This is a genomic window from Psychrosphaera sp. 1_MG-2023, from assembly GCF_030548245.1.
GTDB lineage: Bacteria > Pseudomonadota > Gammaproteobacteria > Enterobacterales > Alteromonadaceae > Psychrosphaera > Psychrosphaera algicola.
Window position 1 is genome coordinate 230,915 of sequence record NZ_JAUORW010000005.1, and the last position, 26,754, is coordinate 257,668.

Sequence of the window (26,754 nt, forward strand, 5' to 3'; positions counted from 1 at the left end):
TTGAGTGGTTATATTTAAAGGTCGGTGTTAAAAGTAAAAATACAGATAACACCGAGTAACAGTGAACGAATTTAATCGCTAACCACCAAATTTAAATCGTAATCCGGCGTTTACCGTAAATCCATCGTTTCTTGACCAGATGTCGGTTGTCCATCGGCCACTGGCTGCTTGTTCAAGTAATAACAATGAGTCGTCGCGAGTTTGGCGAATGTTTAATAAGTTTTCGGCATTAACAAACCAGCTTACTCGACCAACGGTAATTTGCCCTAAAAGCCCTAAATGCCAATAGGGTTTACTTTTGGTGCGGTAAGGGTTGTTTTCAAGATGTTGTGTGCCGGTATAATAAGCTTCAAATCCCAACAAATGACTGCCATGTTCCTCCATCATAACCACAAATCCAGCAGAATGTTTTGGTGTTAACGTTAGTGGTTGACGGCTAAGACCGGAATCATCTTCTTTAGTGGCATCGGTATATAAATAACTGCCCGTAAATTTGATGTCGCGCCAGCGGTAGCGCAGCAATAGTTCGGCCCCTCTGATTTCAGTTTCACCTAGAGAGTTGACAATGCGGACTTGTTTTTCCGCATATATGTCAGCATTTTCAATTGCTTCTAATGCCGTAACGTTATCGATGTCGGATGCAAATAATGTCATGCTGGCTTCTATACTGCCCAACACATAGCTGAAATCGATGGATGCAGTTGATGCTCGCTCTTCGTCAAGGCTACCTAATGGCGCAAGACGAGATAAACCCACCTCATCGATGTCCTCAATAAATGGACTTGGTGCAAAAAATCCTTGCCCGTATGCCGCTCTAACTGTCCAGTTATCAGGATTGTACAATATTGAAACACGAGGGCTTAACTGGGTTCCATATTCGCTATGCCAATCGGCGCGAGCGCTTAGCGACATTGATATATCGTCGCTCGCTTCGTAGTCCACTTGCGAAAACAACCCTGGTACTTGATAAGAGTAATTAAATTCTGAGAAGGTATTTGAGTCAAATCTTTCAGTTTGAAGTGCCAAGCCAACTAACCATGCGGTTTGATCAGAATACCCTGATAAGCTCGACTCGATCAGATAACTTTCATGACTATCATCTTCAAGGATAGCGCCGTACTCGTGCTGATGCTCTTGATTCATCGCAGAGCCACGCATATTTAAGTTTAGCTCATCACCTATCGGTTGGTCGTAAATGAAGCCTATGTCGGTTCTAAGCGTGTCTTGGGTCAATGGGAAAGCACTGTCGTCAGGGAGATGTGCGTCATCTAAAGTTCCAGCCGTTCTTTGCTCAGTCATTGCGCCAAATGTCACGTATAGATTTGCGCCGCTGTCGTTTTGCCAATAGAAACGGGGTCGGACACTGCCTCTTTGGTAACCCGCCATGTCAATCCAACCATCGTTATCTAAATCTTGTTCTTGTTGGTTATGAATACCTGCAGTGACAGAACCACTTAACGCATCTGTTAAAGGTGATGCAAAATAAGACGTAACATCTTGGCCGTCTTTGGAGGTTAGGTTTACTAGCACCTCCCCTTCATAGTTATCCGAAGGCGTCCGTGAAATGAGATTTATGACACCCCCAAGCGCAGAACCGCCATAAAGTGACGAAGCAGACCCTTTGATTATTTCAACATTTGCAAGATCGGTTGGTGGGATCTGCAGGAGGCCAATTGACGCGGTTTGGCCACCGTACAAAGGCAAACCATCGCTTAACAATTGAGTATAACGCCCATATAGGCCCTGCAGTCTAATATTGGCGCTGCCTAACGCTGGCGAGGTTGTTTGTACTCTGACACCACCGGTTTCAGCAACTAACATAGAGATATTACCGGGACGCATTAACGCTTTTTCCTGAATTTCTTCACCATTAATTATTTCGGTTCGTGTGGCTGATTCGGTAACAATACGACCTAATCGAGAAGCTCTTACTTGGATCCGTTCAATGCTACTTTCACTATGTTGATGTTCTCCATGCTCTTCATGTTTTTCGTGATGTTCATCACTATGCTCTTTGCCGTGTTCACTTTCATTTGCGTAAACAAACGCCGGAATTAACAGCATTGCTACTGTTGATTTTATATATTTTTTAAACATTTTTTGCCTCGGGCAATGCTGGCAATAACCCAGCACTATGGTGTTGATTCAGTTAAAAATGACGTGTTGTAAAAATCGGGGGCGAAACCCGCCCGTTATGAGGTAAAAATGGGAGGTCGATAAAGTAAACTTGCAACAGAATTAGGCTGTTCAAATTGCTGTAGGTAAGTCATTTCATCTGACAATTGGGTCTTAGTAGAAATGTGTTCTGTACTAAAATAAGCCACAGATGAACAAGCATTGGCAATACAGATACAATCCAGATCACAGCATTCGACATCACAGCAATCCGCTGGGTTATCGACATCGGAAGCAGGTAAATCGTTTGAGGTTATGACTGTTAGGTTGTAAGATAGCGAGTGCGTGTCTTCGTTTGTTTCGCAAAATTGGGCAGCATTGTAGGTAAGTGCCTGCCCCGCAAAGGAAACAAGCATCATCGCTAGCACTAGTATTCTTGAAACCGCTTTATACATAAAAACCCCAAACACAATATGCACAACATTTTAAAAGTTTCATAATGGTAAGTGAATAGTCACAGCTAAGTTTATTTTTATCAGCCATTATCAACGTACAAAAACCTCATTCCAAATCAACAGAAAAAGCCGTCATCCCAAAACCACAGAAAAAAATCGTCATCCCCCTAGCTTGTAATATGAGTCAGCCTCAGTGATATTAGGGATCTCCAACCGAGAGCAAAGGAAGTTCATAATTCGCCCTGCAGGCTGCGCCTTTCTTTGCCTTGCAGGCGGCTATTTCGACTTCGTCGACCATACTTTTTGCAACAGCCCCAAAAGTAGGCAAAAAGGCCGCTTTCGACCAAATCCCTAATCCTTATTTAAGATTTATATTATCGTCGAAGACGGAATGTACGCACATCCCTATGCACATTCCTTGCAACGGCGTCCCTGCCGTTCACTTCGAGATATAAATCTTAACTAAGGGGGATTTAGACGAAGTAATATGCAGTCTGAACTTTAAGTGCAATAACTCAAAATTTAAAAAGTAAAACGTCATCCCCTTAGCTTGTAATATGAGTCAGCCACAGCGATATTAGGGATCTCCAACCGAGTGCAGAGGAGTTTCATAATCCACCTTCAATTAGCTCAAAAGTTCAGAACAAAAACCCGTCATCCCAAAAGAGCCATAGCGATATTAGGGATCTCCAACCGAGTGTAGAGGAAGTTCATAATTCACCTTCAATTGCCTCAAAAGTTCAGAACAAAAACCGTCATTCCCCTAGCTTGTAATATGAGTCAGCCTAAGCGATATTAGGGATCTCCAACCGAGTGCAGAGGAATGTCATAAAATCAGCGACACTGACCCCATTGGTCCCTGTTGGTCCGACACAGTTGATTCAAAAATTATGATATTTACTTAAGTTTAAAGCTATTTACGTTTTCCATTAGGACTTGTTTGTCTGCAGCCCAGTCCTTTTCGTTTCCTGTCGCAGTAACTAAATAGACATAATTGCCTTTTTTAAAAGCCTTGGCATACCAATGAAGACTAAGCCCTTGCATCATACCTGTGTATTCAAATGAGATTGAATTTGCGCTTTCTTCAAAGGAAACAATAGAGATACCCATTTGTTTAAATTGGCCTATCGAAAGTTCTTTATATTGAGTCAAGGTGCCAGGGTAAGGTTGAATTTGAACATTTACGTTTGACGCAAAACCATTTTTGGCAGGGAGAAACATTTGAAGGGGTTGCGACATTCCCGTTGTAGGACTTGTATCCAAGCTATTGATTGTAAAACCGGCTTTTGGAAACTCTAAGACTTCAGCATTAGCAATTGAAAAGACAAGGCTCGTTGCAAGTAAAACAGCTTTATTAATACGCATAAACGTCAAATCCCTTTTTGTGTAAATCCCCCTGCAAAGGGGATTAATAATTTATAGATTGAATTGGTGTTAAATAGCAAAGTCTGTAGCAGGTAGAGACTTTACTATTTTTCATCTTACCTGAATAATGCAGACTCTGTAATTGTTCTGGGACAAAAAATTGCCCTTAATTAGTTACTCTAATCTTGCGTTATCTTGACCCTTATAATTTTGTTAGTGCTACTTTGATGTATAAGCAAATCGCCACTTTGAGTTGCGCGCATGTGCCTAATAATCCCAGCATAAATCTCCCCAGAGGGAATAGCCCAACTTTGGAACACTTCTGTTGTCGGGTCAAATCTCACTAACGCATCGGGGCGTTTTCCTGATTCGTTGTACCATACGATGCCATCAACAACCGCGATTGCGTAGGGATGTGATTGTGCGCCACTGGGAGAGGGCCACTCTTTTATTACGCTGGTGTCTGGACTATAGCGTCCGAGACGACCTAATGCTGAATTCACGAACCAAATGTTACCGGCATTGTCGATATCTAAACGGCGTACTTTTGAAGCGGCATCCGGCAGTTTAATTTCATTTAATTGCATCGTAGTTGGGTTTACTTTCACTAAACAATTACTGCCATTACAGGCCACCCAGGGATTGCCGTCGGCGTCGATTTTAATGCCATAAGGACGCGAATTCTCCGTTGGCATGGTAACTAACTTAATATCTCGGGTGTTAGGATCTAATCGACCAATCATATTACTATGCTGTGCTGTAAACCAAAGGATGCCGTTACTGTCAAAGGTCGCCGTGTGCGGATCTTTGGCGTTTTTGTCTGGCATTTTAAAAACAGTAATTTCACCGGATTTTGGATCAAGTTTTCCAATCGAGCCATTTTTGTTTCCGGTATACCAAATATTTCCGTCTTTATCTGGGGTCACTGAGTGAGGCATCGCATTCGGTGGCAACGAGAACTCTTTCATTTCTTCGGTATCTGGGTCGATGCGGCCAATTAAGTTCGCACGTTGCCCAGCCCACCATATGGAACCGTCTGGGGCTTCAACCGGATCGCGAGCACGTTGTCCTAACGTTGGTGTGTGCCATTGCTCAAAAGAAATTTGCACATCGCCTGAAACAAGAGTTGGAGAACGATGACTGTTCGGAGGGTAAGTTTTTGCCAAGTAATTAAAAATTAACTGTTCTGTTTCAGGTTGTGCAGATAAATCTATCATAGTGCGGGTTAGCGATTGCCACTGTTGATAGGTATATCCGGAGCTACGAGTGATTAAATTGTGTCGATGGCAAGAAGTACATAAACGTTCTACCAATTTTTGCCCTTTGGCGTATGCGTGTTTGTCGTTTTTGATATTTACATTTGTAGCCGCAGCGTGACTACTGGCAAAAACCGACAATAGGAATGAAAGGCTAAATATCACTTTGCGCATGACTAATCTCCCAAAATTAAATACCAATAGTTCGATTTCAAACGACTGGCGCAAGTGTTATTTGTATCATGATTTCTTTTTTGGGGGTAGAAACATTCAACGTCGTCGAACACGCTGGTGCAACGTGATTAGCTGACAATTTCATAGCTCGTTTTATTAACCCAAATTACCAGAACAAAAAACGTCATTCCAAAAGAGCGGAAAAAAGCCGTCATCCCAAAAGAGCCTAAGCGATATTAGGGATCTCCAACCGAGTGCAGTGGAAGTTCATAATTCACCTTCAATTAGCTCAAAAGTCCAGAACAAAAAAACGTCATTCCCCTAGCTTATAATATGAGTCAGCCTAAGCGATATTAGGGATCTCCAACCGAGAGCAGAGGAAGTTATTGAATCAACCATTAACTAATCATAAAAGCGGTTCAGCGACTCTGAGCCCGTTGGTCCCAAATCAACAGAAAAAACCGTCATCCCAAAAGAGCCTAAGCGATATTAGGGATCTCCAACCGAGTGCAGAGGAATGTCATAGTTCGCTTTAATTGGCTCGAATTATCAGGTTAACAACTGTCATGCAATATCAACAGAAAACCCGTCATCCCAAAAGAGCCTAAGCGATATTAGGGATCTCCAACCAAGTGCAGAGGAAGTTATTGAATCAACCATTTACTAATCATAAAAGCGGTTCAGCGACACTGAGCCTGTTGGTCCGCTTTCAAAATAGAATTTTATTATGACTCTTACAAATTTAAATAAATGAATTAGTGAGGCAATTTAGCTTACCTACTAAATATTATAGAAAGTACTTGGCTAGTAATGCCCTAATTAATTTGATACTAATGTTAAAATAATCAAAAACGAGAGCACTATCGGTCTAAGAGTGACCCAATCCTCAGGATTGAATTGTTAGAGTATCCCCTTATATTTATGAAGGAAAAGCTAATGAAATCAATGTCTAACTTCCTAGTATTTACACTTTTTTGTCTTAGTTGTAATTCAATCGCTGAAGAAAATATACCTGATACCGAACCAACAAAATGCTACCAAATGGCATTTGGTAGCAAAGTTAATAGAGGGTTGGGCTTTACTGCTGGTCAAGCTGTAGAACTATGCAGTGGTGCAACTGATGCTAAAAGGGTTATTCTCTGTGCTGTTAAAGCATGGTCTCATCCAGATAATGATGGACTTGGTTTGACAGCAGGTCTAACTGTAACGCTATGTAAAGACGGCACAAGAAGTAACATACATTAAAAATAATGCATCAGGATAGCCGATATTGTGTGGCTACTCAATGTGTAGATCGCGTCTACATTATATTTGATTTGCTTTTTATGTTATTGATATTGTTATTTTAATCTGGTCTTTCTCAAAGTATTATTAATGCAGGTCAAGAATTATCGTTGTTTACTAGCAGAACAGCCTTTGCTGGCACCTGAGCCATTCTTCGGGTCTAACGCATTCCTGCCCAGCAACTAATTAGACAAAAACGATCGCACCTCGCCCATATAGAACCATTTGCCTAAAACATTCAGCTATTAAGCCTTATCGAGCATGCCAAACAGAAAAGTCGTACCGAAAAGTAAAAATAGTTTGCTATAAACCTGCTATAAATAGCGTTTTTGATATTTTTGTAAGTGGATAATTACTGGGAAAAAGTAGAAAAATGGTGCCCCCTCCCTGACTTGAACAGGGGACCTGCCGATTATGAGTCCCGAAAGATAACCTCTCAGTCAATATTATTCTTTATCATTTAGCTGACAAAACCCTAGTAAACCGTGCCTTTCAGCGGGTTTGCTCGTATTTTTCCCTCTCAACGGTGGTACTTAAATCTCATGGGATTTGTACCCCCACACCAACCACCCAATGGAGGAAAAAATCATGGGTAGTATAAAACTAACCGCTGTTGGCATCGAGAAGATGGCGACACCAGAGAAACGAAAAGACGTGTATGACTCAGAAGTAGCGGGGCTTGTACTTCGGTTGCTTCCGTCTGGTACTAAAAGCTGGAGTTACACTTATCGGGTCAAAGGCAAAGCCAAGCGTCTGAGCTTGGGGGTATATCCGGGCGTGTCATTGAAGTTAGCGAGAGAGCGCGCCCGAGATGCGCGAGCCGAAATTCAACGCGGCAATGATCCTGTCGAAGACAAGAAGGCAGAAGAACGAGAACGCCAGCTATACAGCTTTGAGAACTGCGCCAAAAACTTCGTTGAAGGCTACTGCAAGCCAAACCTCAAAACATGGAAATCCATTGATAGGGCATTAGAGCGGTTTGCGATACCTGCATGGGGTGATAGACCTGCTAAAGATATTCGCCGCCGTGATGTGGTCGAATTATTAGACAAGGTTGCAGCCAAGACCGCAGGGCAGTCAAACCATCTGAGGGCTTACTTATCCAAAATGTTTAAGTGGCTTATCGAAAGAGAGGTAGTTGAGATTAACCCTGTTCAAGGTGTCGCTCGTCGTCATAAATCTCAGCCGCGAAGCCAAGTGCTATTTGAGCTGATCGCTCACCGTTATGAACGAGGCAGTATGTTAATCACATCAAATCAGGCATTCAGTGAGTGGGACAGTATATTCGGCGACAACATGATGACCGTTGCTGCAATAGACAGGTTAGTCCACCACAGCGAAATTTATAAACTAGAAGGAGAAAGCTACAGAAAAAAGCAGGCTATTAAAATCAATTCAAAAACCGGCCAAGTTAATTGACGCCGACCGGACAAGTTAGTTGACGTCTAATAGTTGAGCCAATAACTAAGAATGCAGGTGACGAAATATTTGGTTTTGTAATTTTAAAGTGATGATTGCTGTGAATTTGCCTGACTGGAACTTACTAAAGTTTGCCTCTCCCCTTTTTAAAAGGGGAGAGGCAAACTTTAGTAAGTCTAACCCGACGTGGTTATCGAAACCCATTGAGCAATGCTCAATGAAATAAAGCCTTAACTTCTTAGCCATTATCTTCACCTAATACTGTTATGATTCAATCATAACATCCTCTAATTAGGTGGCCAAAATCACTATGCCACTACAGTACTCAGGAAAGTCGTTTCGGACGTTTAACGTCATTGATGATTATAATCGCGAGTCACTCGCCATAGAAATTGATTCAAGTCTGCCAGCAGAGAGGATCATACGAGTGTTAGACCGCGTTGCTGAATATCGCGGCTATCCTAAACGGCTCAGGCAGGACAACGGGCCTGAATTTATCTCTCATAAACTTGAGCTATGGGCCGAATTTCATGGCATCAAATTAGATTTTATAAAGCCAGGAAAGCCGACTCAAAACGCGTTTATTGAGAGATTTAATCGCACCTATAGAAATGAAGTCTTAGACTGTTATTTGTTTAACAGCTTGACGGAAGTACGAGAAATAACAGATAGTTGGATGGTCGAATACAATTATGATCGACCACATGAATCATTGAACGATCTACCGCCCAAAAGAATATGAGCGACTAGATCAGGAAAACTCTCTTAATGTTTGATCTAAATATGGGAGGGTTACACTGCCACTGGCGAAGTTAAAATAAGTTACTTTGATCGAACGATAATAAAAGCGATAAAAGGTATTAGGTATTTGGGTAAGTTGCTGGTTACTCGCCACCGAACATGGAGTATGCAACCAGCAGGTTTTGTTCTTTAACTTGGAGTTCTGTAAATAACTGTACCGCTTACCTTTGACGAGTCGCACTCTTCATAACTGCATTACTTTCATCTTCAAATCGTTTGGCGATTTGCGGCATAAATTTGTGATTATCCTCTCCGTAGAATTCCAGTTCCAACAGCTCCTCTCGGCTCAAATATTCTATAAACTGTTGAGCTTTCTTTAATCTTGTTTTTACTCGATCGACTCTTTTTCTTTTATTGAAAAGCCGAAAATCTTCGTTAGATAGAGAAACAATATCATTTGCTGTAGTTTCGTCATAAACCCCACAATCCGAAGCTACTAGTTCTATATAGGTGAAAAATGATGACAAAGTTTCATAGATATAGATGCCATAATTTGTAATCTTAATGCTGTCGACATCGCTAGAATAACTATCCAAACGATTATTAGATTCAACCAAATCCCACTTAAGAAATATATCGATATTTTTCTCGAAGTCTTCAACCATATTGAACTTTTCTGAAAAATGTTCCTTTAACTCTCCAATCGAAATATAAAAAGGGTTGGCCGGATCGATCCCATCTGACAATTTGTGAAGAATTCTTAAAGCCGTAAAGTGAGACCCATTTTTTTTGTTTCTCACTTGAAAAATATTAGGAATGCTACTTTGAACCTCTTCATAGAAGAATCTGTAAGGAATCATTACTGGTTTTAAAACCTGATGAATTCGCAATGTCCATAATCCTGTTATGCCAACCATTTCGTCTACGTTCGTATAGCCTGATTTAAGAAAGTCTCTAAATAATTCAAGAGCTAAGCGGATATTTCCATGAGCACATGCATTTAGAAAATCGGTGAGTGGAGACTTGTCTCCTTTCTTAAATTCATTCCGCAAGATAACAAAGAGTTTTTTGATCGATTGAATTTTTGGCGAGCTCGATTCAACGTAGAATTCGTTTTGACAAAATGCGTCATCATTAAGCTTCTTTATTACAAAATCTATTCGTTTTTCAAAAACTGCTTTTGTTACAGGTGAGCTAATGTGAAAGCCTGAGTTCTGGTATGCGTCTAAAGTTCCATGAATTCTAGAAGCATGGAAGCGCTCTTCTCTCATAGATATAATTACGAGACATCCTAAAGTGTCAGCAATCTCTTGAGCAGTAGTGAAACAAAAGTCCTGCAAGTCGTGTGGAAATTGATCCGTATTGTCCACAGCTATAATGCAGCCTTTGTGTTTAGACTTCCAATAGGCCACTAGCCTGTTTGCGACATACTTTTTGTCTTCCAACCACTCTTTTACCAACTCATTCAATCTTAGATTATAATTCTCGGAACCGTCTTCTAAACCAAACAAAATTTGCCTTTTAGCAAGCTGGTATCTGTCATCAAAAAGAGCCAACAATTCAACACGATCTTTTGACAGCAATTCCTCGGTATCTAAGCTTGTGATCAGTTGGTCCCAAATACTAAAATGTATATCTGGTTTATTTTCCGGAACATTCAATAAATCAGCAATTGCAACTCTAGAGTGCTTCGCTAGATATTGAGGCGGGTTATGATAAAGTAGCTTCTTCAAGAAAGTCGATTTACCTGCACCTTTACCTCCAAACAAAACAATAACCTCTCCATTTTTTTTGCTTTGAAGGCTTTTTGCTATTCTATTACCAAACGAGCCACCTTTTTCATTATCTTTTAAGTCTTGAACTCCTCTTTCTTCAAAATAAGGTGTAAGTGAGTCTTTAATTAGTCCTCTAAAGTTTTCAAATGCACTTTCATATTCTCTCTCGTTGACATAACAAGATTCTAAAAACTCTTTTTCTGATACATCTATTGCACCAAAATACTTCCTTGCAAAAGGTCTTAGATCTCGCGCATATATGTTCGAGCTAACCTCATGATCATATGAAACTATTTTATCCTTTGGATAAAACAGCTCTCTATTCTGGCGTCCTATCGTACCTAATTTATGTTTCAGAGATCCTGACTTAATGGATTCATAACCGAGCGTGTTGATGGCTTCAATAAAATTATCAGAGAAGAAATCATTTTTCTTAATTACTAGAGCTTTCAGGTTTCTCCAGTTCTTTCCTCTTTCAAAGGTTTTAAAAAATACCCATTCGTGCCCATTCGTAATTCCGGCAAATTCACATCCCTCTTCCATACAATAAACCCGAACCTGTTCAATGGCCGACTTTATATTGGGGTCTGTCATTAGCGTTTTTACCAATATGTGCCTTGAGTTTTTCCCTCCATTGAAGTTGTTTGGCAACTCGAAATAAACTCCTTCCTTCTTTGCCTCTAAAAACACTAAATCATCACCGTTTGAACGCTTCAATCTATAGTCGGCGTAACCAGGCTTAATGTAACTTTCATGTAATGTTTGGGTTTTTGGCCAATTCAAAACACCATGTAATACCTCATCTATGATTTTGTGACGAGTGTCAGCTTCATTGAAGTCTCTTTCTTTAGTCGATTTGGCAATTGAAATCGCAATCTCATGTGGGGTCGCAACCATTCGTTTGAATCCTTTTTTAGACTGGAAAAGATTAGTAGGTCTCTGCTGGGCTTATCTAACCTAGATATTTATCCAATGTTTTATCACAATAGCTAACCCATTGCTATATAAGAGCTTTAGGTATGTTTTTTACTAAAAATAAGAGAGTTTAGAATATTGCAATCTAACTATATAAATACTTAGAGACCTTTTGCTATTGATTTCCACTTGAAGATTTAAATTGAATAATTCCAAAGTTAAATATTGCTATAAACCTGCTATAAATAGCGTTTTGGAAAATTTTGTAAGTGGAAAATTACTGGGAAAAAGTAGAAAAATGGTGCCCCCTCCCTGACTTGAACAGGGGACCTGCCGATTATGAGTCGGATGCTCTAACCAACTGAGCTAAGGGGGCATACCATATGTTTTTGGGAATATAAGAATCCCAGAAAACGGCAGGGAGTATAAGCAAAGTCGAATTACTTGTCACTCCCTGATTTAGGTTTGTTTAATTATTTGCTCATAGTTTGAACAATTTTACCGATCTTTTTAATATCTGCGCGCCTTCTTAGGAAGATTAGGGCGGTGGTTAAAAACAATGTTAAGTAATTAAACGAAAATCCACCCTTGTCTTGCTTTTTTGCTTCGGTTTTTTCGACGGTAAACGAGGTTGTTGCCGATTCGCCAAATGGGTCGGTTACCACTAGTGTGAGTGGGTAAACGCCTGCGACTGATGTTGTAAATTTCGCATTTAAGGTGTTAGCCGTGCTTAGTGTTGCATTGCTGTTGTTTGCGTTCAGTGTCCATTGGTACGCTAAATTCGTTTGATCGTCGCTAACCGTGACTAAGTCTCCTAGCGGCAGTGATTCGATGGTTTCACCGATATAATTATTGCTTGTGACGGTTGGCGCGGTATTTGAGTCATCGTCCAATATAGTAATTGTGAACGCGTTCGTACCTACTATTCGGTAATTATCACCCACATCAAATGCTAAAGTTACTGTCTCTGTGCTTTCTTGCTGATCGTCATTGATAATATCGACGGTGATTGTTTTGTCAGAATTGTCGTCAGCAGCCCACGTTAACATTGTATCGTGTAATACAAAGTCGGAGTTGTTTGTGGCTTGGCTGTCGCCTGTTTGAACAATCGAGACTCCGACATTTAGACCGCTCACATACGACGGAAGTCGACTAACTGGGATTAAAATTTGGGTTTTGTCGCTTGTTTGGTTTTCAATCAGTTCGGCACTTGCAGCACCAAATTTAACGCCGCTAACTTCATTATTACCGTCAATTATGATCCAGGCGTTACCCGGGTTTTGCAATGTTGCGCCGCCTTGAGGGTTAAACAATTCGACCGAAAATTGCTCGGTGAATTCTAAGGTGTCAGTGTCGGAATTGATTGGGATAGATATAGTTTTATCAGAGTTATCTCCGTCGGCCCAAGTTAGCTTGCCTGTTTGTGCAACAAAATCGTCGCCGGTGGCGGAGCCCCAAAGAGTTTGGTATTCAACGCTAATCTCGCCTGTGCTATCTAGCAGTCGTTGAACATGGATTATGGCTGTTTGGCCTTCTGGGTAGTTTTGCTTCATTTGACTAAATGAAATCTGGCCCGCTGCAACGTTTTTGGTCTTGTCCTTAACGACGTACAAGCCTGAATTGATATCGCTGATCAAAATCAGACCACTGGGTAAAAATGGGTAAACGCCCCAGGCACCATTAAACTGGTCGTCATCTGAAAACGGAAAAGTATCAAAGTAACCTATTTCGACAGGCTTAACTGGGTCGGTTATGTCCAAAATGGTCATGCCGCGTTCATAGTTAGACATATAGTAACGATTACCCCGAACAAAACCATTGTGGTCAATGGCTTTTGTTGGGCCGTTCCAACGGCCTTTGGATAACGGTGCCGTGAGATCAGAAACATCAAATATCATCACTGCGGTATTGTTATTAAATTGCTGTTCGTCTAGCTCGTCGTGAACGTAAATATACTTTTTGTCTTCGGTCCACCAACCTGAATGGGTATAAGCGGCGTTGTTGTATATGCCCTGTCCTAATTCGGTTAAGTCTGTTTTATCGGTTTGGTCCCAAAGGCGCATTTCGTTTTCGTTAAAGTCGACAAAAATATCACATTCGGTTGGGGTTGTTTGGTCTGTGGTTAGGCGCTGACAGTCGTTTGCCACTCGATCATCCGTGACCACAAAAGACGTACCATCGTGGGTGTAATCGTCTCGTGTTGCTTCCACTGGTGTATAAACAGCAGTTGGGGCTTTAGGATTGATGAGGTCGTAGCTGCGGTGAGCCCCACCATAACGACTCGATCCCATAGAGTGCAACAAAGGTTGTCGGTGGTTAATCGCTACGCCTGTACCATAGTTGACGTTGCTGATGTAGATATTATGTAAACTTGCGTCTTCATTGGCATGACCAACAGAATGGATGCTATTGGGTAAGTCGTTTAGGTCAATAATTGTGACGCTATCCGCCGCACCGTCGGTAGAGACATAAGCATATGCTTGCCACATGCCCTGTTCGAAATCGAAATACTGATAAACTTTAATGTCGCGCCAGATCGCCGTTAATCCGGTGACGTGGCCAACAACTTGCGGATTACTTGGATCTTCGAGTGATACCACCGAAGCACCGTTACGTAAGCCTATTATAGCGTATTCAATATCTGTATTTAGGTCGACGTGTCCCCAAATGTCATTGGCTGCAGATGGTGAATTTGCAAAGCTGCTAAGTGGCACGTGTGAAACGAGATCAATATTATTACAAGGGAAGCTTCCCGCATTGCCGTTGACACAGTTTACGTCGCTTTGGGATTGTTTGATTGCATCAAATTGCCCAAGCTTTTGTTGAAATGCTGCCGACGCCGCCAAGCTCTTTGATTTTTTATCGACGATGAGAATAAAGCCACGTTCGCTAAGCTGCTTATTATAAGTCGCAGGGACACCACTGATGTATGTTGGGTTCTGTTGAGGATTAGCGGTTTTATAATGGTCAGCTTTAGAATAGCCGCCGTAACTTGGTACAAGTTCGGAGGTGAGATAAAATAGCTCGTCGACACTCTTGGCTTGGTATTCGCCACCGGCAACTAAAATTTTATCCCCTTTGTTTGCTTTTTTAGCGGCGTAACCAATTGATTGGCAAGGCTGGGCGGGTTGTTCGCATGAACCTTGGTCTTTGCCGTCGACGGCAACATAACGAGCCTTGTCATGCTCTGCATGAGATAAAGCATCATCTGAGTACATTAGCGTGAGAAGAAAAATAATGGCGCAAATATGGCGATTAAACATATCAAATTCCTGTTTGGGTTACGTTCCAAAGTCATGATTATACTCTATTAAATTATAGACTGGGTTTTAAATCGAGTTTGAAATAAGGCTATAAATAAAACATTGCGAGTATCAAACAACCAAATACTTTTGGCGTGATACATTAAGTGTGCAGGACATTTGCTTTGCAGTAAACTCGTCTGTGAGGTAATTTGTCGATGAGCGACCCGAACGGTTTAATGATTTTTTAAAACGTGCCGATAACTTTACATGTTTTATGTTGTCTTACAGGTCGTGAACTTCGTGGTTTAAATAGGGCCGCTTCAATTGATATCGACAGATGTTTTAATCGCAAGTGTAATGTCACTTTTGTTCATATAGGTTAATTAGGTAGTACTTTGGAAGATTTTAATTTCGAGCAGGAAGACACCAATATCAATTTGATTGTTGCTTGCAATGCAGAAACGCCACCTTTAACTGAAGCCTTGCTTATTTCAGCATTTGAACGCAGCCAATATTACGAAGCCAGCTTATCTCACGAATTACTACCATCCATTGTTGAGCTTGGAAATGAGTTTATAATTTCAGTAAAAGAAGAACTTGAGCCTGAAGGGGACTTTGTTCATCAAATTGCTGCGATTAGAGATGGTAAATTATCAATCTTTTTATCTGCAAATAAAATGACCGCTAAAGCCACAATTGAAATGGCCTGGGGCGGTAAAAACATTGATATAAATGATATCAAAGCGGAATGTAAAAAACTCGGTATTGTATTTGGTGTTAAAAAGTCTTTGGTTGATAGATTGTTGCATCAAACTATTGAAGCTGAGCCAGGCGACCTACTCGAAGGGACAATTGCTTTAGGACTTGAGCCTAAACACGGTAAAAATGCGTATTTCAAACCTCTAGTGGAATTGTTAACTGAAAAGATCAGACGGCCCATGGAAATTGAAGGCGGCAAGGTCGACCTAAAAGATTTAGGCGACATTGAAACGGTTAAGCCGGGTGAAAAAATATTCCAAAAATTCCCAGCAACTGGCGGTACGCCGGGCAAAAATTTACTTGGTGAAGTCTTAATTCCAACAGCGGGGAAAGACGCCGAACTCGAAGTTTCAAGCGGCACGACAATAGATAAGAAAGACACTAATATCCTGTTGGCCAAACGCGAAGGTTTAGCGCGTTTAATCGAAAATCGAATGGAAGTCGACGACGTTTATACGCTAGCCGAATTAACGCCTAAACATGGTCATATTAAATTTAACGGCTCAGTGATGATCGCTGGCGATGTATCACCTGAAATGCGTATTGTGGCAACCGGCGATGTCATTATCGGTGGCTTTGTAGAGCAAGCATCCATTCGTTGTCGTGGTGAAATAACCATCATCTCTGGTGCGTCTGGTAAGCCTCTAGACGAACCTTATGACGGACGAATGAGTAACTGTTTATTGGAGTCTGGCTACCGAATTAACGTAGCCTTTGCAAATCAAATAGACATTATTGCCAAGCGTGATGTGCATGTTCATAAACAGCTCTCGCATTGTAATGTAACCGCCGCGTCGTTACGAGTTGGCCGAGGTAAATTTGGCGACGGCAAGCTTGTCGGTGGAAAGATTAAGTTAAGTAAGGGCTTGTTGGTTGGAAAACTTGGTTCGCCATCAGACACCGCAACGTCGGTATCGTTAAACCGCAGCTTTGTTTTGTTTAAACAAAAAGAGCTCGATATCTGGACTAAAGTTGAGCCATTGTCAGACGAGTTAGATGCGTTAAAAAATAGGTTACAGTCGTTTCTTACCGACCAGCAGCGGGCTGAGATTAAAGAGCAGATCCTTAACCAACAATACAAAATAGACAAATTAAACAATGCGCGTAAACGGATCACCAAGAAGCGCAAAGAATACATGAGCCAAGTGGCAGTGGAGATAACTAATACGTTACATGCCGCGGTGACATTTGAAATAGGCGATAAGACCATTATTAACGACCGTGAACGTGGCCCTTCAATTGTGACCTTAGACGAGTATCAAATTGAAATAAAACCGAGGTAGCGTCAGTTAACTTTAAAATCGGTGTTTGCCGTTAAGTTCAAACACGGGTAACCATGGAATGCCGTCATGATCTTCGCTTAGTAAGTTAAGCAAACCAATGCCAATGTCGATAGACGACTGTTTTGAAAACCAATGTTCCCTTGAACCACTTATTTGAAAATATAGTTCTCCAAACTCTAAATCATCAAAGTCATAGTTTTCATCATCTCGGAAACGGCTGAGGGAGGCCGTCACCTTATAACTTGTAGTGCTCGAGGCTAAATAAGTCACTTTGTTAGACCAGGATAAATAATCCCTAAAAAAGACGATTCTACTATTGATGTCCCAACCCGTTGAGCCTTGAATATCGGTATATCTTGCTTGGAATGTTGGCATGTAAAACTGATCGACATCGTTTCTGTCATAGCCAAAAGAATGAGAACTTTCATTGTTATATATGCCAACAAACCCGGCACCTAGCTGCCATTGGTTATTAAGTGCTTTGTTTAAAACAAAGTCTGAAAGCACAGAGAAGTTACGGGCTTCGTTAAGACTCAAAAAATTTGGCAGATAAGTAATGTCATATTCTAGGTTAAGGCCGTTATCAAAATAATATTGGCCACTTAAACTAGGTGCTAATCCAAACAGTAAATTTATGTCGTATTGCACCCAGCTTTTTTGTTCTAAATGAGACTCAATATGGCTTGGTAAATTGCCACTTAACCCTTCAAAGTAATAACGATATGTCCCGCCAAATACCGGAAATTCAGAGAAATCAGTACTAAAAAGTTCAAAGGTATCGACATTGATAAGTCCAAAATTAATTTCATGTTGGTATTGTTCTTCGGCCGACGAAGAAAAAGCGAAAATAATGCTGGCAAGGAAAAATAATAATTTGATGCTATTCAATTTGTATTATCCATATAGCTACGAAATACGAGTTTTAAAGGCGTTAATTAAAAAGCGACGCCAATTATGGCAACATTAATACCATTTCATGCAACGCCATTCCAGCAATGATTGTACATGACCGCGCAACGATACAAAGGCATTAGGTTTGTTTTAAAGACGTTTGCAAACATTTAACGTGCATTAACATCATCAAATAAAAGCAGTAAATAAAGCTTGAGACTGGCGGCTGAACTACAATTTTGGTTCAGATAAATAAAACGATGAGTCGAGATTGGCCGCATGGAGCGTTTGATGTAGGTCGACAACTTCACCAACTATGATAAGTGCAGGCGAACCAATTTTATGTTCGTCAGCTAAGGTGTCTAGCTGCGCTAGTGTGCCCGTAACGACTCTTTGGTTAGGACGAGTACCGTTTTCAATAATCGCCACTGGTGTGGAAGCGGCACGGCCATGTTTGAGTAAATTGTCTTTAACGTTGCTGCTGCGAATGATGCCCATATAAATAACTAACGTTTGATTCGACGCTGCCAATGCTGTCCAGTTTGGTTGATTGGCTTTGCCCGGCGCTTTATCACCTTCGTTTTTTTGCTCGGCACTTTTAAAGTGACCCGTAATAAACTGCACAGACTGGGAGTAATCTCGGTGTGTTAACGGAATGCCTGTAGAGGCTGAACATGCTGACGCGGCGGTAATGCCTGGGATAACGTTAAATGGGATATTATTCGTTACTAGGAGTTGGGCCTCTTCGCCGCCTCTGCCAAAAATATACGGGTCGCCGCCTTTTAGCCTGCATACAACCTTTCCTTCTTTTGCCAAGTCGACAAGTAATTGATTGATTTTTTCCTGCGGTAACGTATGTTTACCGGCCTTTTTACCTACGGATATCATGTCGGCATCTTTACGGCATAGGCGCAAAATGTCATCGGCAATAAGGTAGTCATAAACGATAACGTCGGCCAATTGCATAACTTGTAAGGCTTTTATGGTCAATAAATCTGGGTCGCCTGGACCACCGCCGACTAAAAAGACTTGGCCGTCACTGTTGGCTGATTTTGTTCCTGACGCCGCAGCACTTAATTCGTTTTGCATTTCTTTAGTGGCTAAATCCCATTGTTCGCCTGCGGCATATTGTGATGCTTTACCGCGGAACACACGTTCCCAAAAATGGCGACGAGATTTAAAATCGTTGATTTGCTGTTTTGCTTGCGCTCGAAATTCGCCGGCGAGCTTGGCAAATTGGCCTGTCCAGCGAGGTATGATCTTCTCGAGTTTTTCTTTTAATAACCGGCCTAAAACCGGCGCTTTGCCGTTGGTAGAAATGGCAATAACAAGCGGTGAGCGGTCAATGATAGATGGAAACGTAAAACCACAGAGATCTGGTTGGTCGACAACATTGACCCAAATGTTCGCAGCGTCACAATCATCTTTAACACGTTTGTTTAATGTTAAATGGTCTGTAGCGGCGATAACCAGTTGTTTTTGTTCAACATCTGTTGATTGATATTCTTTAAAGACTCGATTGAGCTTTGAGTCCGCTATTTCTTCTAAAGCGTGATGAAATTCAGGTGAGACAACAGTTACCTGTGCCCCAGCCTGCAATAACGACTGCACTTTACGCAACGCAACATCACCGCCACCGACAACGAGTACGGCTTTGTTTTCTAAATTAAAAAATAGCGGTAAGCTTTGCACTAAATGCCGCTGCCGTCGCTTACTTCGTGTAAACCACATTCGCGTGTAAGACCAAAGAAACGCGTTTCTTCTTCGGTCATGCCAGCTTCGAGTTTTTGTGTTGTTTGCATATCACCTACCGAGACATAACCTTCTTCCCAAAGCGGGTGGTAAGGTAAGTCGTGTTTTTGTAAGTACTGATATATATCACGATTTGTCCATTCCAGTATAGGGTGAAGTTTTACAACCGGCTGACTTTCACCACGGATGAAACTGTACTCTGCGACTGGTTTTTCCGCACGACTTTGTGATTGCCCCTGACGGATACCACTGAACCATGTATTTACATTTAGTTCTTGCAGCGCACGGCGCATCGGCTCAACTTTATTCATTTGGTTGTATTGCTTAATACCGCTGGCACCTTTTTCCCACAATTTACCAAATCGAGCTTCCTGCCATGCAGGTGAAAGGTCAGACCGATAAATCTGTAGGTTAAGGTTTAAACGTTCTGCAAGTTGATCGATAAACTGATACGTTTCAGGAAATAAATAACCTGTATCGGTCAATACAACTGGAATATCTGGCATCTGTTGGGTTACTAAGTGCAGCATAACCGCAGATTGGATCCCAAAGCTAGACGACAACATCGCTTGTTGTGGCAAATTCTCTAAGGCCCACTCAACACGTTTTTCAGCATTTAAAGATGACAGATCGCGATTAATTTGCGCAAGATCTGTAATCAATTCAGAACCTTGTCCTGAATTTTTTTCATTGATAGCTGTAGCACTAGTCATAATTTTTTCCCAATGGGGCTCAAAGGAGCCCAAATTTGTTAGGCGTGAAAGTCTGTTTTAGATACTTTCACTTCAGCGACGATTCCTTTACGGATAACAAAGTCACCAAAACATTCGCCGTCATTACGTTCTTTTGCCCACGACCCGATGAGTTCGTCAAAAGCAGGCAAGTAAACGTCTTCTGAAACATTTTCTAAATACAATTTAGGAACACGAGTTCCTTCACGGTTACCACCTAAATACACATTGTATTTACCTGGTCCTTTACCAACTAAACCGATTTCTGCTAATAAAGCGCGTCCACAACCGTTTGGACAACCAACAACACGCATGATGATGTCGTCTTCTGCAATGTTGTGCTTGGCTAATATCGCCTCAGTTTTTTCTATTAAACTTGGTAAATAACGCTCAGCTTCCGCCATGGCTAATGGACACGTTGGCATTGCTACGCAGGCCATAGAATTTTTGCGCTGTTCAGTATCGTTGTCGTCAATAAGTCCATGTTCGCGAGCAATTTTCTCGATAATGGCTTTTTGATCAGCTGGGACACCGGCAATAATTAAGTTTTGATTTGCTGTCATGCGGAAATCACCTTGGTGAATTTCAGCAATTTTGCGACAACCTGTTTTAAGGGTTTTTTCTGGGTAATCTAAAATACGACCACTTTGGATAAATAGCGTTAAATGGTGTTTGCCATCAATGCCCTCTACCCAACCGATACGATCACCACGATGAGTGAATTCGTAAGGGCGGCTTGCTTCAAACTTAATGCCAGCACGTTTTTCAACTTCAGCTTTAAATGCGTCTGCACCAAAGTTATCTAATGTATATTTTGTTTTGGCATTTTTACGATTAGCTCGGTTACCCCAGTCACGTTGAACGCCTACGACATGTTCTGCAATTAACAAAGTATGCTCAGCCGGAATATACCCAAAGTCATCTGCTTTACGCGGATAGGTGTTTACGTCGCCGTGAGTCATTGCTAAACCGCCGCCTACAAGCACGTTAAAACCAATTAACTTGCCGTCTTCTGCAATCGCAACAAAGTTTAAGTCATTCGCGTGAATATCCACTTCGTTGTTTGGTGGGATAGTCACTGTGGTTTTAAACTTACGTGGTAAGTAAGTTGACCCTAAAATTGGTTCTTCTGTAGTTGCTTGTTTTTCGCCATCTAACCAAATTTCAGCGTACGCTTTCGTTTTTGGTAACAAATGCTCTGAAATTTTAGTCGCCCAATCATAGGCTTCTTGATGTAACTCAGATTCAACAGGATTAGTTGTGCACAACACGTTACGGTTAACGTCGCCAGCCGTTGCTATCGAGTCGATACCAACACTGTCTAACATTTGGTGCATGCCTCTGATATGTGGCTTTAATACCCCATGAAACTGAAACGTTTGACGTGTGGTTAAGCGAATGCTGCCATACATGGTTTTGTCATCTGCAAATTTGTCGATGGCTAACCATTGCGCTGGTTGAATAATACCGCCAGGCATACGGGCACGAAGCATTACATTATGTAACGGTTCTAATTTTTGTTTAGAACGTTCTGCACGAATATCGCGGTCGTCTTGCTGATACATACCGTGGAAGCGGATCAACTGGAAGTTGTCTGCAGTGAATCCACCAGTGAGTTGGTCAGTAAGATCGGCTTCAATTGTGCCGCGTAAAAAATTACTCTGTGTCTTTAAGCGCTCGTTATCAGCAAACTTTGCATTGGCATCGTGCTTGCTGTTTGGCTTAATGTCATTGTTTTCTAAATCTATGCTCACGTTAATTCCTAAAATTCTGTTCGACTATTAATACACGTCTTTTTGATAACGATGGGTGCTACGCAACTCTTTAAGGTATAGCTCTGCTTGTTCGTCATCTTTACCGCCATGAGTTTTAACAATATCAAGGAGGGTTTGATGTACGTCTTTTGCCATACGGTTTGCGTCACCACAAATATAAAAATGCGCGCCTTTTTCTAACCATGCAAATACGTCTTTGCCTTGCTCGCGTAATCTGTCTTGAACATAGATTTTTTCGGCTTGGTCACGGCTAAACGCTAGGTCGACTTTAGATAATAGGCCAGATTTAACGTAGCCTTGGATTTCAACTTGATACAAGAAGTCTTGGGTAAAGTTAGGGTTGCCAAAGAACAACCAGTTTTCACCTTCGGCGTCACGTGCATCACGTTCTTGTAAAAATGCTCTAAATGGCGCAATACCCGTACCTGGACCAACCATGATCACTGGAGTATTGTCGTCACTTGGTAAGCGGAAATTGTTGTTGTGCTCGATAAAGACTTTTATCGATGCACCTTCTTCAGCACGACGTGCTAAATAACCAGAACAACCGCCTAAATGTTCGCTGTCAAACGCGTCGAATTCGACAAGTCCAACCGTTAAATGAACTTCATCTTCAACTTCAGCTTGGCTTGACGCGATTGAGTATAAACGTGCTTGTAACTTACGGGCACAATCAACTAACGTTTGAGCGTCTAATTTAGCTGGGTTTTGAGCGACAACATCAAATATTTGACGTGCTTCGATGTATTCACGCAATGCGGCTTTGTCTTCAACAAGCTTTAGTAGCTCTGCATTATTTGTTGCATGGGCATACTTGTCGACAAATCCTGGGTAAGATTGCGTTAATTCTAACTTTTCAATTAGTGCTTGGCGCACAGTGAGTGACTCTTCGCCTAACTTAACTTGCTCTTCGCCTGTTAATTCAACTTGAGTTAACAGTGCATCTACAAGCGTCTCGTCGTTTAAGAAGAACATGCCTAGTGCGTCACCAGGCTGATACGTTAATCCTGACTCTTCAAGCGAGATTTCAACGTGGCGAACATCTTTTGTAGAGTCACGGCCGGTAATTTTTTGTGAAACTGATAATTCAGCGGCAAATGGGTTTTGTTTTGTGTACTGGCTCGCTTGAGGTGCAGGCGCACCAAATCCAGCCATTGGTATCACTTGTGCGCTACCTTGTGAGCTTGCTTTGAGTTCAGGTTCAAATGCGTCCACGGCACCAGTAATCCAGGCTGGTACTTGGTCTTCATAATCAACGTCTAACTCGGCACGAGTAACAACCGTTTCAGCACCTAATGCTTTAAAGCGTTCTTCAAAGTCGATGGCTGTTTTGCAGAAAAATTCATAGCTTGAATCGCCTAAGCCGATAACCGCGACTTTCACGCCAGCTAATTTAGGCGCTTTTTTAGACGCTAAGAATTCGTGTAATGCTTCTGCGTCTTCAGGTGGTTCACCTTCACCGTAGGTAGAAACAGCAATCGCGATATATTTTTCTTTTTTAAGTTGGTTAGGCTTGTAGTCAGCCATGTTTACCAATTTAACTGCTAAACCACGAGATTCAGCTTGTTCTTTCAATTGATTAGCAACACCTTTAGCGTTACCTGTTTGCGAACCATATAAAATAGTTAGCACTGAGGCTTCGTTGGTTTGTGTAGCAACGCCCGCAGGTTGTGCCGCTGGCATAGCTGCATTGGCCGTAGCTGCTAAATAGCCGCTTACCCATGCCTGTTGGATTGGGTTTAAAGCGCTGACCAAAGTTTGCAGGTCTGCCACTTGCTGCGCCGACAATGGCGACGAAGCTTGATTCAATTGTTGTACAAGTTGTGTTGGACTCATAACGATCTCGGATTTATGGATTACAGAGGGGGATTGTAGAAAAGGATCACTACTACGATAAAGTATCAATAGTATACTGTTTATTACTTTTTGATATAAAGGTCCGCAAGTGGCTGTTTTTACTGGATGTGGTCAGACTAGGTGATGATATTACTTTTTACTATGACATAGATCTTTTTTTGTTTAACCTGATAGGCTGTAACAAAAGTGCCAACTGACGGCCTAAAGTACCCGAGAGAATGAATGACAGCAAGAAAATATTTGGTGGTTTTTAATCCCCTACCAAATCGTCGTCGAACGCGCCGGTTAAATAAACTTGTAGCGAAGCTTGGTCAAATGCAGTTTGACTATACGCTTTATCCAACGGCGCCAACCGTTAGTGCCAATAGAATATTTTTTGCTAAGCACCACACCGAATACACCGATGTTATTGTTGTGGGGGGTGACGGTACATTTAACTTAATGATTAATGTACTGATTGATTACAACTTTAATGTGGCGTTAATGCCAGCCGGCACGGGGAATGACTTTGCCCGAGCCTGGTACGGGAAAAACCGAAATAATCTTGATTACCTTTTGAACGTCGTCACCGGCGAGGAAAACAAAACCATCCACCTTGGCTATTGTGAATTTCTAGGCTCTAAAACAGCGGAGTTGGTGTATTACCATAATGTATTAGGTATTGGTTTTGACGCCGCTATCGCCAAGGCGTTAAGACACAACAAAGGGACAGTTCCGAGTTTAAGTTATCTTATCGCGGCTTTGTGGTATATCCCGCTTTACCGGGAACCCGAATGTACCATTTCGTATGACAATAAAACGGAAACCTATTTTAACTTTATGACGGCCTTTGCTAACAGTCGCTTTTTTGGAAGCGGTTTACCAATCGCGCCTAAGGCCAACCCCGAGGACAATAGTGTGCAAATGGTCAAGTTGGCAAAACAAGACTTATGGACCAAGTTAGCTTTATTAGTAAAGTTGCTGTTTGCAAAACACTCTGGGTCGGATCATGTTGAAATTAAGTCGATGTCACAACCTCTTGTGGTTGAAACAACAGGCTTAGATATTGAAGCAGACGGAGAGTATCTAGGGCAAAGCCCCTGTAAAATTGGTGTTTCAAAACAAGTGCTACGTTTAAAGCAGTAATACCATTGGTATGACGCTAGCGGGACACTATAAAAACAAAGTGATGTTCATTAAAAGACGGGCACAAAAAAGGGCGCAAAAGCACCCTTATTTCGTATTGGTTGATATCTAATATTTAGTTGGCCAAAAACCAACGATATATTAGAAGTTTACAACAACAGTAACACTTGTTTCAGTGTCTGTTTTTTCAAAGCCTTCAGCAACATTGGTATTTGAAATTGTTTTAAAGCCAAATTTCATTTGCATAGAAGAACTGAAAGATGCAGAAACACCCGTTTCAGTAATTGTTTGAGTATTGTCTAAACCAGGAGCGTGCTCAATACTTACGTTTTGAACAAACTTAGTCATGTCGTTAATTTTCCACTCTAGAGCGGCAGAACCACGGTATAATTCACTGTCATCGCTGTCGTCAGTACCTTGTACTTTAGCGTCAACAAAACCGGCACCAACATCTAAGTCTAAAAATAGGTTTTCTTTTTCAAGAGCACGGAAGCTATAACCACCAGATACAGTTGCGTATGTAGCATAAGCACCGTATTGAGTGTCAGCATAACTACCTAAAACAAACGCTGAAGATTTACCGCTAACTTTGTAGCTACCTTTTGCAGAAGCATTCCAACGGTCGTCAGTTTCCTGAGTCATTTTGTTGCCGTCAGAATCTTTGATTTCAGCTTCTTTTTTCAACATGTCGAAAGTATATTTGTTTGTCCACTTTTCTAGTTGTTGCTTAGCAACAATCTTAGTGAAGAATGAAGATGTATCAGTATTACCAGATGTTAATAGAACACCAAGCTCTGCAGTTATGTCAAAGTTAGATGTTTTTGCTGGCTCAGCAGCAGTTGCAATATTTGAAAACAATGCTGATGCAACAGCGCCAAGTACCAAGTAATTATTCATGTATAAAATTTCCGTGTTAAGTTTTTTGTGGTTACTAATAAAATATAAATTTTGAATTTGTTAATTAAAGTAGAAGACTTTTCGAATATGTCCAATTTATCACGCGATAAAATCGAATAAATTACATATTCATGACAAATGGGTCTTTTTAAATGTTAACAACTAGAGTGACAGACGTTTGAGTATCTAAATTTTTTAGATTAGTGGCCACTTCACTGTTATGAATCGCTCGAAAACCAACTTTCATCTGCATTGAGTCACTAATTTTAGTGACGATTGATGTTTCTGAGATGCTTCTGTTATTAAAGCCAGCTGTTTGCACACTTACATTTTGAACAAATTTAGCGCTTTTAGATATTACCCAAGAATAGGCCGCTGAAGCGCGTACAACAGGACCTTCTTCAACAGCCCCGTCAGCTTTCAATACGCCTCTTGCGTATCCAGGACCTAAGTTTAGATCTAGAAACATGTTTGATTTGTTGATGCCGCGGAAAGCATAACCCGCAACTATCATCGAGTATTTAGTAAAAGAAGCAAATCGATCGTCGGTGTGTGAAATCAATGCAAAGACACCATTGGTTCGCGTTAGCTCATAGTTTCCTTGAGCATCAAATGAATACTTTTCAGCAGTAGTCGTTAGTACTTCTCTATTTTTTTCTGAATCAAACTTTTCGTCTTGTTTTAATAAGGCATTTAAATCGTACTTGAACCGCCATTTTAATATCTCGTGTGAAGCGGTTATTTTACTTAAAAACGACGTTGAATTTGTATTACCAGATGTGAGGAGGACACCAAGTTCGGCCGACATATCCCATTCTTTATCTTTGAACATAGGTTCAAGTTTATAGTTGCCAGGTGATGCGAGCATCATCATGCGAGCTTCGGCTCCAATTGGCAAAAAAACTAAAATAAAAAATAAAAAGACTCTATAGGTCACGAA

The 26,754-nt window shown here is 41.3% G+C and carries 17 protein-coding genes, 1 tRNA gene and 1 pseudogene; 5 read left to right on the top strand and 14 right to left on the bottom strand.

Annotated elements, in window-relative coordinates; genetic code table 11:
* Positions 1-78: 78 nt before the first annotated feature.
* The 4 genes from Q4575_RS06640 to Q4575_RS06655 form a co-directional block, all read right to left on the bottom strand.
* Positions 79-2,097, bottom strand: a complete 2,019-nt coding sequence (locus Q4575_RS06640; RefSeq protein WP_303521791.1) for a TonB-dependent siderophore receptor — start codon at positions 2,095-2,097, stop codon at positions 79-81.
* Between the two features lie 95 nt (positions 2,098-2,192).
* Positions 2,193-2,570, bottom strand: coding sequence for a hypothetical protein (locus Q4575_RS06645; RefSeq protein ID WP_303521792.1), 378 nt, complete (start codon positions 2,568-2,570; stop codon positions 2,193-2,195).
* 897 nt (positions 2,571-3,467) lie between these two features.
* A complete protein-coding gene (locus Q4575_RS06650) occupies positions 3,468-3,935 on the bottom strand; it encodes a hypothetical protein (RefSeq protein WP_215964949.1) in 468 nt (155 codons plus the stop codon).
* Between the two features lie 179 nt (positions 3,936-4,114).
* Positions 4,115-5,365 (bottom strand): cytochrome C, encoded by a 1,251-nt coding sequence (locus Q4575_RS06655; protein ID WP_303521793.1) that lies wholly within the window; start codon positions 5,363-5,365, stop codon positions 4,115-4,117.
* 936 nt (positions 5,366-6,301) lie between these two features.
* Between Q4575_RS06655 and Q4575_RS06660 the strand changes: the two genes are divergently transcribed.
* The 3 genes and pseudogenes from Q4575_RS06660 to Q4575_RS06675 form a co-directional block, all read left to right on the top strand.
* Positions 6,302-6,610, top strand: coding sequence for a hypothetical protein (locus Q4575_RS06660; RefSeq protein ID WP_303521794.1), 309 nt, complete (start codon positions 6,302-6,304; stop codon positions 6,608-6,610).
* Positions 6,611-7,237: 627 nt separating this feature from the next.
* On the top strand, positions 7,238-8,068 hold the full coding sequence (locus Q4575_RS19810; protein WP_368392854.1) for an ATP-binding protein: 831 nt from the start codon (positions 7,238-7,240) through the stop codon (positions 8,066-8,068).
* A gap of 328 nt (positions 8,069-8,396) precedes the next feature.
* Positions 8,397-8,810: pseudogene (locus Q4575_RS06675) on the top strand (integrase core domain-containing protein); the annotation flags it as partial.
* Between the two features lie 220 nt (positions 8,811-9,030).
* Here Q4575_RS06675 and Q4575_RS06680 read toward each other — a convergent pair.
* From Q4575_RS06680 to Q4575_RS06690, 3 genes are all read right to left on the bottom strand, one after another.
* Positions 9,031-11,481, bottom strand: a complete 2,451-nt coding sequence (locus tag Q4575_RS06680) for a hypothetical protein (protein ID WP_303521795.1) — start codon at positions 11,479-11,481, stop codon at positions 9,031-9,033.
* A 317-nt stretch (positions 11,482-11,798) separates the two neighbouring features.
* Positions 11,799-11,875 (bottom strand) — tRNA-Ile (locus Q4575_RS06685).
* A 97-nt stretch (positions 11,876-11,972) separates the two neighbouring features.
* On the bottom strand, positions 11,973-14,762 hold the full coding sequence (locus Q4575_RS06690) for a choice-of-anchor B family protein (RefSeq protein ID WP_303521796.1): 2,790 nt from the start codon (positions 14,760-14,762) through the stop codon (positions 11,973-11,975).
* Positions 14,763-15,139: 377 nt separating this feature from the next.
* On the opposite strand from Q4575_RS06690, the gene Q4575_RS06695 reads away from it, so the two are divergent.
* On the top strand, positions 15,140-16,786 hold the full coding sequence (locus Q4575_RS06695) for a DUF342 domain-containing protein (RefSeq protein ID WP_303521797.1): 1,647 nt from the start codon (positions 15,140-15,142) through the stop codon (positions 16,784-16,786).
* A 12-nt stretch (positions 16,787-16,798) separates the two neighbouring features.
* Here the strand turns inward: Q4575_RS06695 and Q4575_RS06700 are convergent, their stop codons facing one another.
* The 5 genes from Q4575_RS06700 to Q4575_RS06720 all read right to left on the bottom strand — a co-directional run bounded on the left by Q4575_RS06700 (position 16,799) and on the right by Q4575_RS06720 (position 23,771).
* Complete coding sequence (locus tag Q4575_RS06700; protein ID WP_303521798.1) at positions 16,799-17,674, bottom strand: hypothetical protein; 876 nt, start codon at positions 17,672-17,674, stop codon at positions 16,799-16,801.
* Between the two features lie 234 nt (positions 17,675-17,908).
* The gene (gene cysG, locus Q4575_RS06705; RefSeq protein WP_303521853.1) at positions 17,909-19,369 is read right to left on the bottom strand and encodes a siroheme synthase CysG; all 1,461 of its coding nucleotides are present in this window, start codon (positions 19,367-19,369) and stop codon (positions 17,909-17,911) included.
* A complete protein-coding gene (locus Q4575_RS06710; protein WP_215964955.1) occupies positions 19,369-20,142 on the bottom strand; it encodes a phosphoadenylyl-sulfate reductase in 774 nt (257 codons plus the stop codon). Before Q4575_RS06710 ends, cysG begins: the two co-directional genes overlap by 1 nt.
* A 38-nt stretch (positions 20,143-20,180) precedes the next feature.
* A complete protein-coding gene (gene cysI, locus Q4575_RS06715) occupies positions 20,181-21,908 on the bottom strand; it encodes an assimilatory sulfite reductase (NADPH) hemoprotein subunit (protein WP_303521855.1) in 1,728 nt (575 codons plus the stop codon).
* A gap of 33 nt (positions 21,909-21,941) precedes the next feature.
* Entirely contained in the window at positions 21,942-23,771 is a 1,830-nt protein-coding gene (locus Q4575_RS06720) for an assimilatory sulfite reductase (NADPH) flavoprotein subunit (protein ID WP_303521799.1), read from the bottom strand.
* 243 nt (positions 23,772-24,014) lie between these two features.
* Between Q4575_RS06720 and Q4575_RS06725 the strand changes: the two genes are divergently transcribed.
* Positions 24,015-24,917: a diacylglycerol kinase family protein gene (locus tag Q4575_RS06725; protein ID WP_303521800.1), complete on the top strand. Its 903-nt coding sequence runs from the start codon at positions 24,015-24,017 to the stop codon at positions 24,915-24,917.
* 141 nt (positions 24,918-25,058) lie between these two features.
* Here the strand turns inward: Q4575_RS06725 and Q4575_RS06730 are convergent, their stop codons facing one another.
* A complete protein-coding gene (locus Q4575_RS06730) occupies positions 25,059-25,814 on the bottom strand; it encodes a YdiY family protein (protein WP_215964958.1) in 756 nt (251 codons plus the stop codon).
* 148 nt (positions 25,815-25,962) lie between these two features.
* Entirely contained in the window at positions 25,963-26,751 is a 789-nt protein-coding gene (locus Q4575_RS06735; protein WP_215964959.1) for a YdiY family protein, read from the bottom strand.
* Between the last annotated feature and the right edge of the window lie 3 nt (positions 26,752-26,754).

Excerpts from the sequence above, each read along its gene's own strand:
- Q4575_RS06640 (WP_303521791.1), bottom strand. The coding sequence starts at position 2,097 with ATGTTTAAAAAATATATAAAATCAACAGTAGCAATGCTGTTAATTCCG.
- Q4575_RS06645 (WP_303521792.1), bottom strand. The coding sequence starts at position 2,570 with ATGTATAAAGCGGTTTCAAGAATACTAGTGCTAGCGATGATGCTTGTT.
- Q4575_RS06650 (WP_215964949.1), bottom strand. The coding sequence starts at position 3,935 with ATGCGTATTAATAAAGCTGTTTTACTTGCAACGAGCCTTGTCTTTTCA.
- Q4575_RS06655 (WP_303521793.1), bottom strand. The coding sequence starts at position 5,365 with ATGCGCAAAGTGATATTTAGCCTTTCATTCCTATTGTCGGTTTTTGCC.
- Q4575_RS06660 (WP_303521794.1), top strand. The coding sequence starts at position 6,302 with ATGAAATCAATGTCTAACTTCCTAGTATTTACACTTTTTTGTCTTAGT.
- Q4575_RS19810 (WP_368392854.1), top strand. The coding sequence starts at position 7,238 with ATGGGTAGTATAAAACTAACCGCTGTTGGCATCGAGAAGATGGCGACA.
- Q4575_RS06680 (WP_303521795.1), bottom strand. The coding sequence starts at position 11,481 with ATGGTTGCGACCCCACATGAGATTGCGATTTCAATTGCCAAATCGACT.
- Q4575_RS06690 (WP_303521796.1), bottom strand. The coding sequence starts at position 14,762 with ATGTTTAATCGCCATATTTGCGCCATTATTTTTCTTCTCACGCTAATG.
- Q4575_RS06710 (WP_215964955.1), bottom strand. The coding sequence starts at position 20,142 with ATGACTAGTGCTACAGCTATCAATGAAAAAAATTCAGGACAAGGTTCT.
- Q4575_RS06720 (WP_303521799.1), bottom strand. The coding sequence starts at position 23,771 with ATGAGTCCAACACAACTTGTACAACAATTGAATCAAGCTTCGTCGCCA.
- Q4575_RS06725 (WP_303521800.1), top strand. The coding sequence starts at position 24,015 with ATGACAGCAAGAAAATATTTGGTGGTTTTTAATCCCCTACCAAATCGT.
- Q4575_RS06730 (WP_215964958.1), bottom strand. The coding sequence starts at position 25,814 with ATGAATAATTACTTGGTACTTGGCGCTGTTGCATCAGCATTGTTTTCA.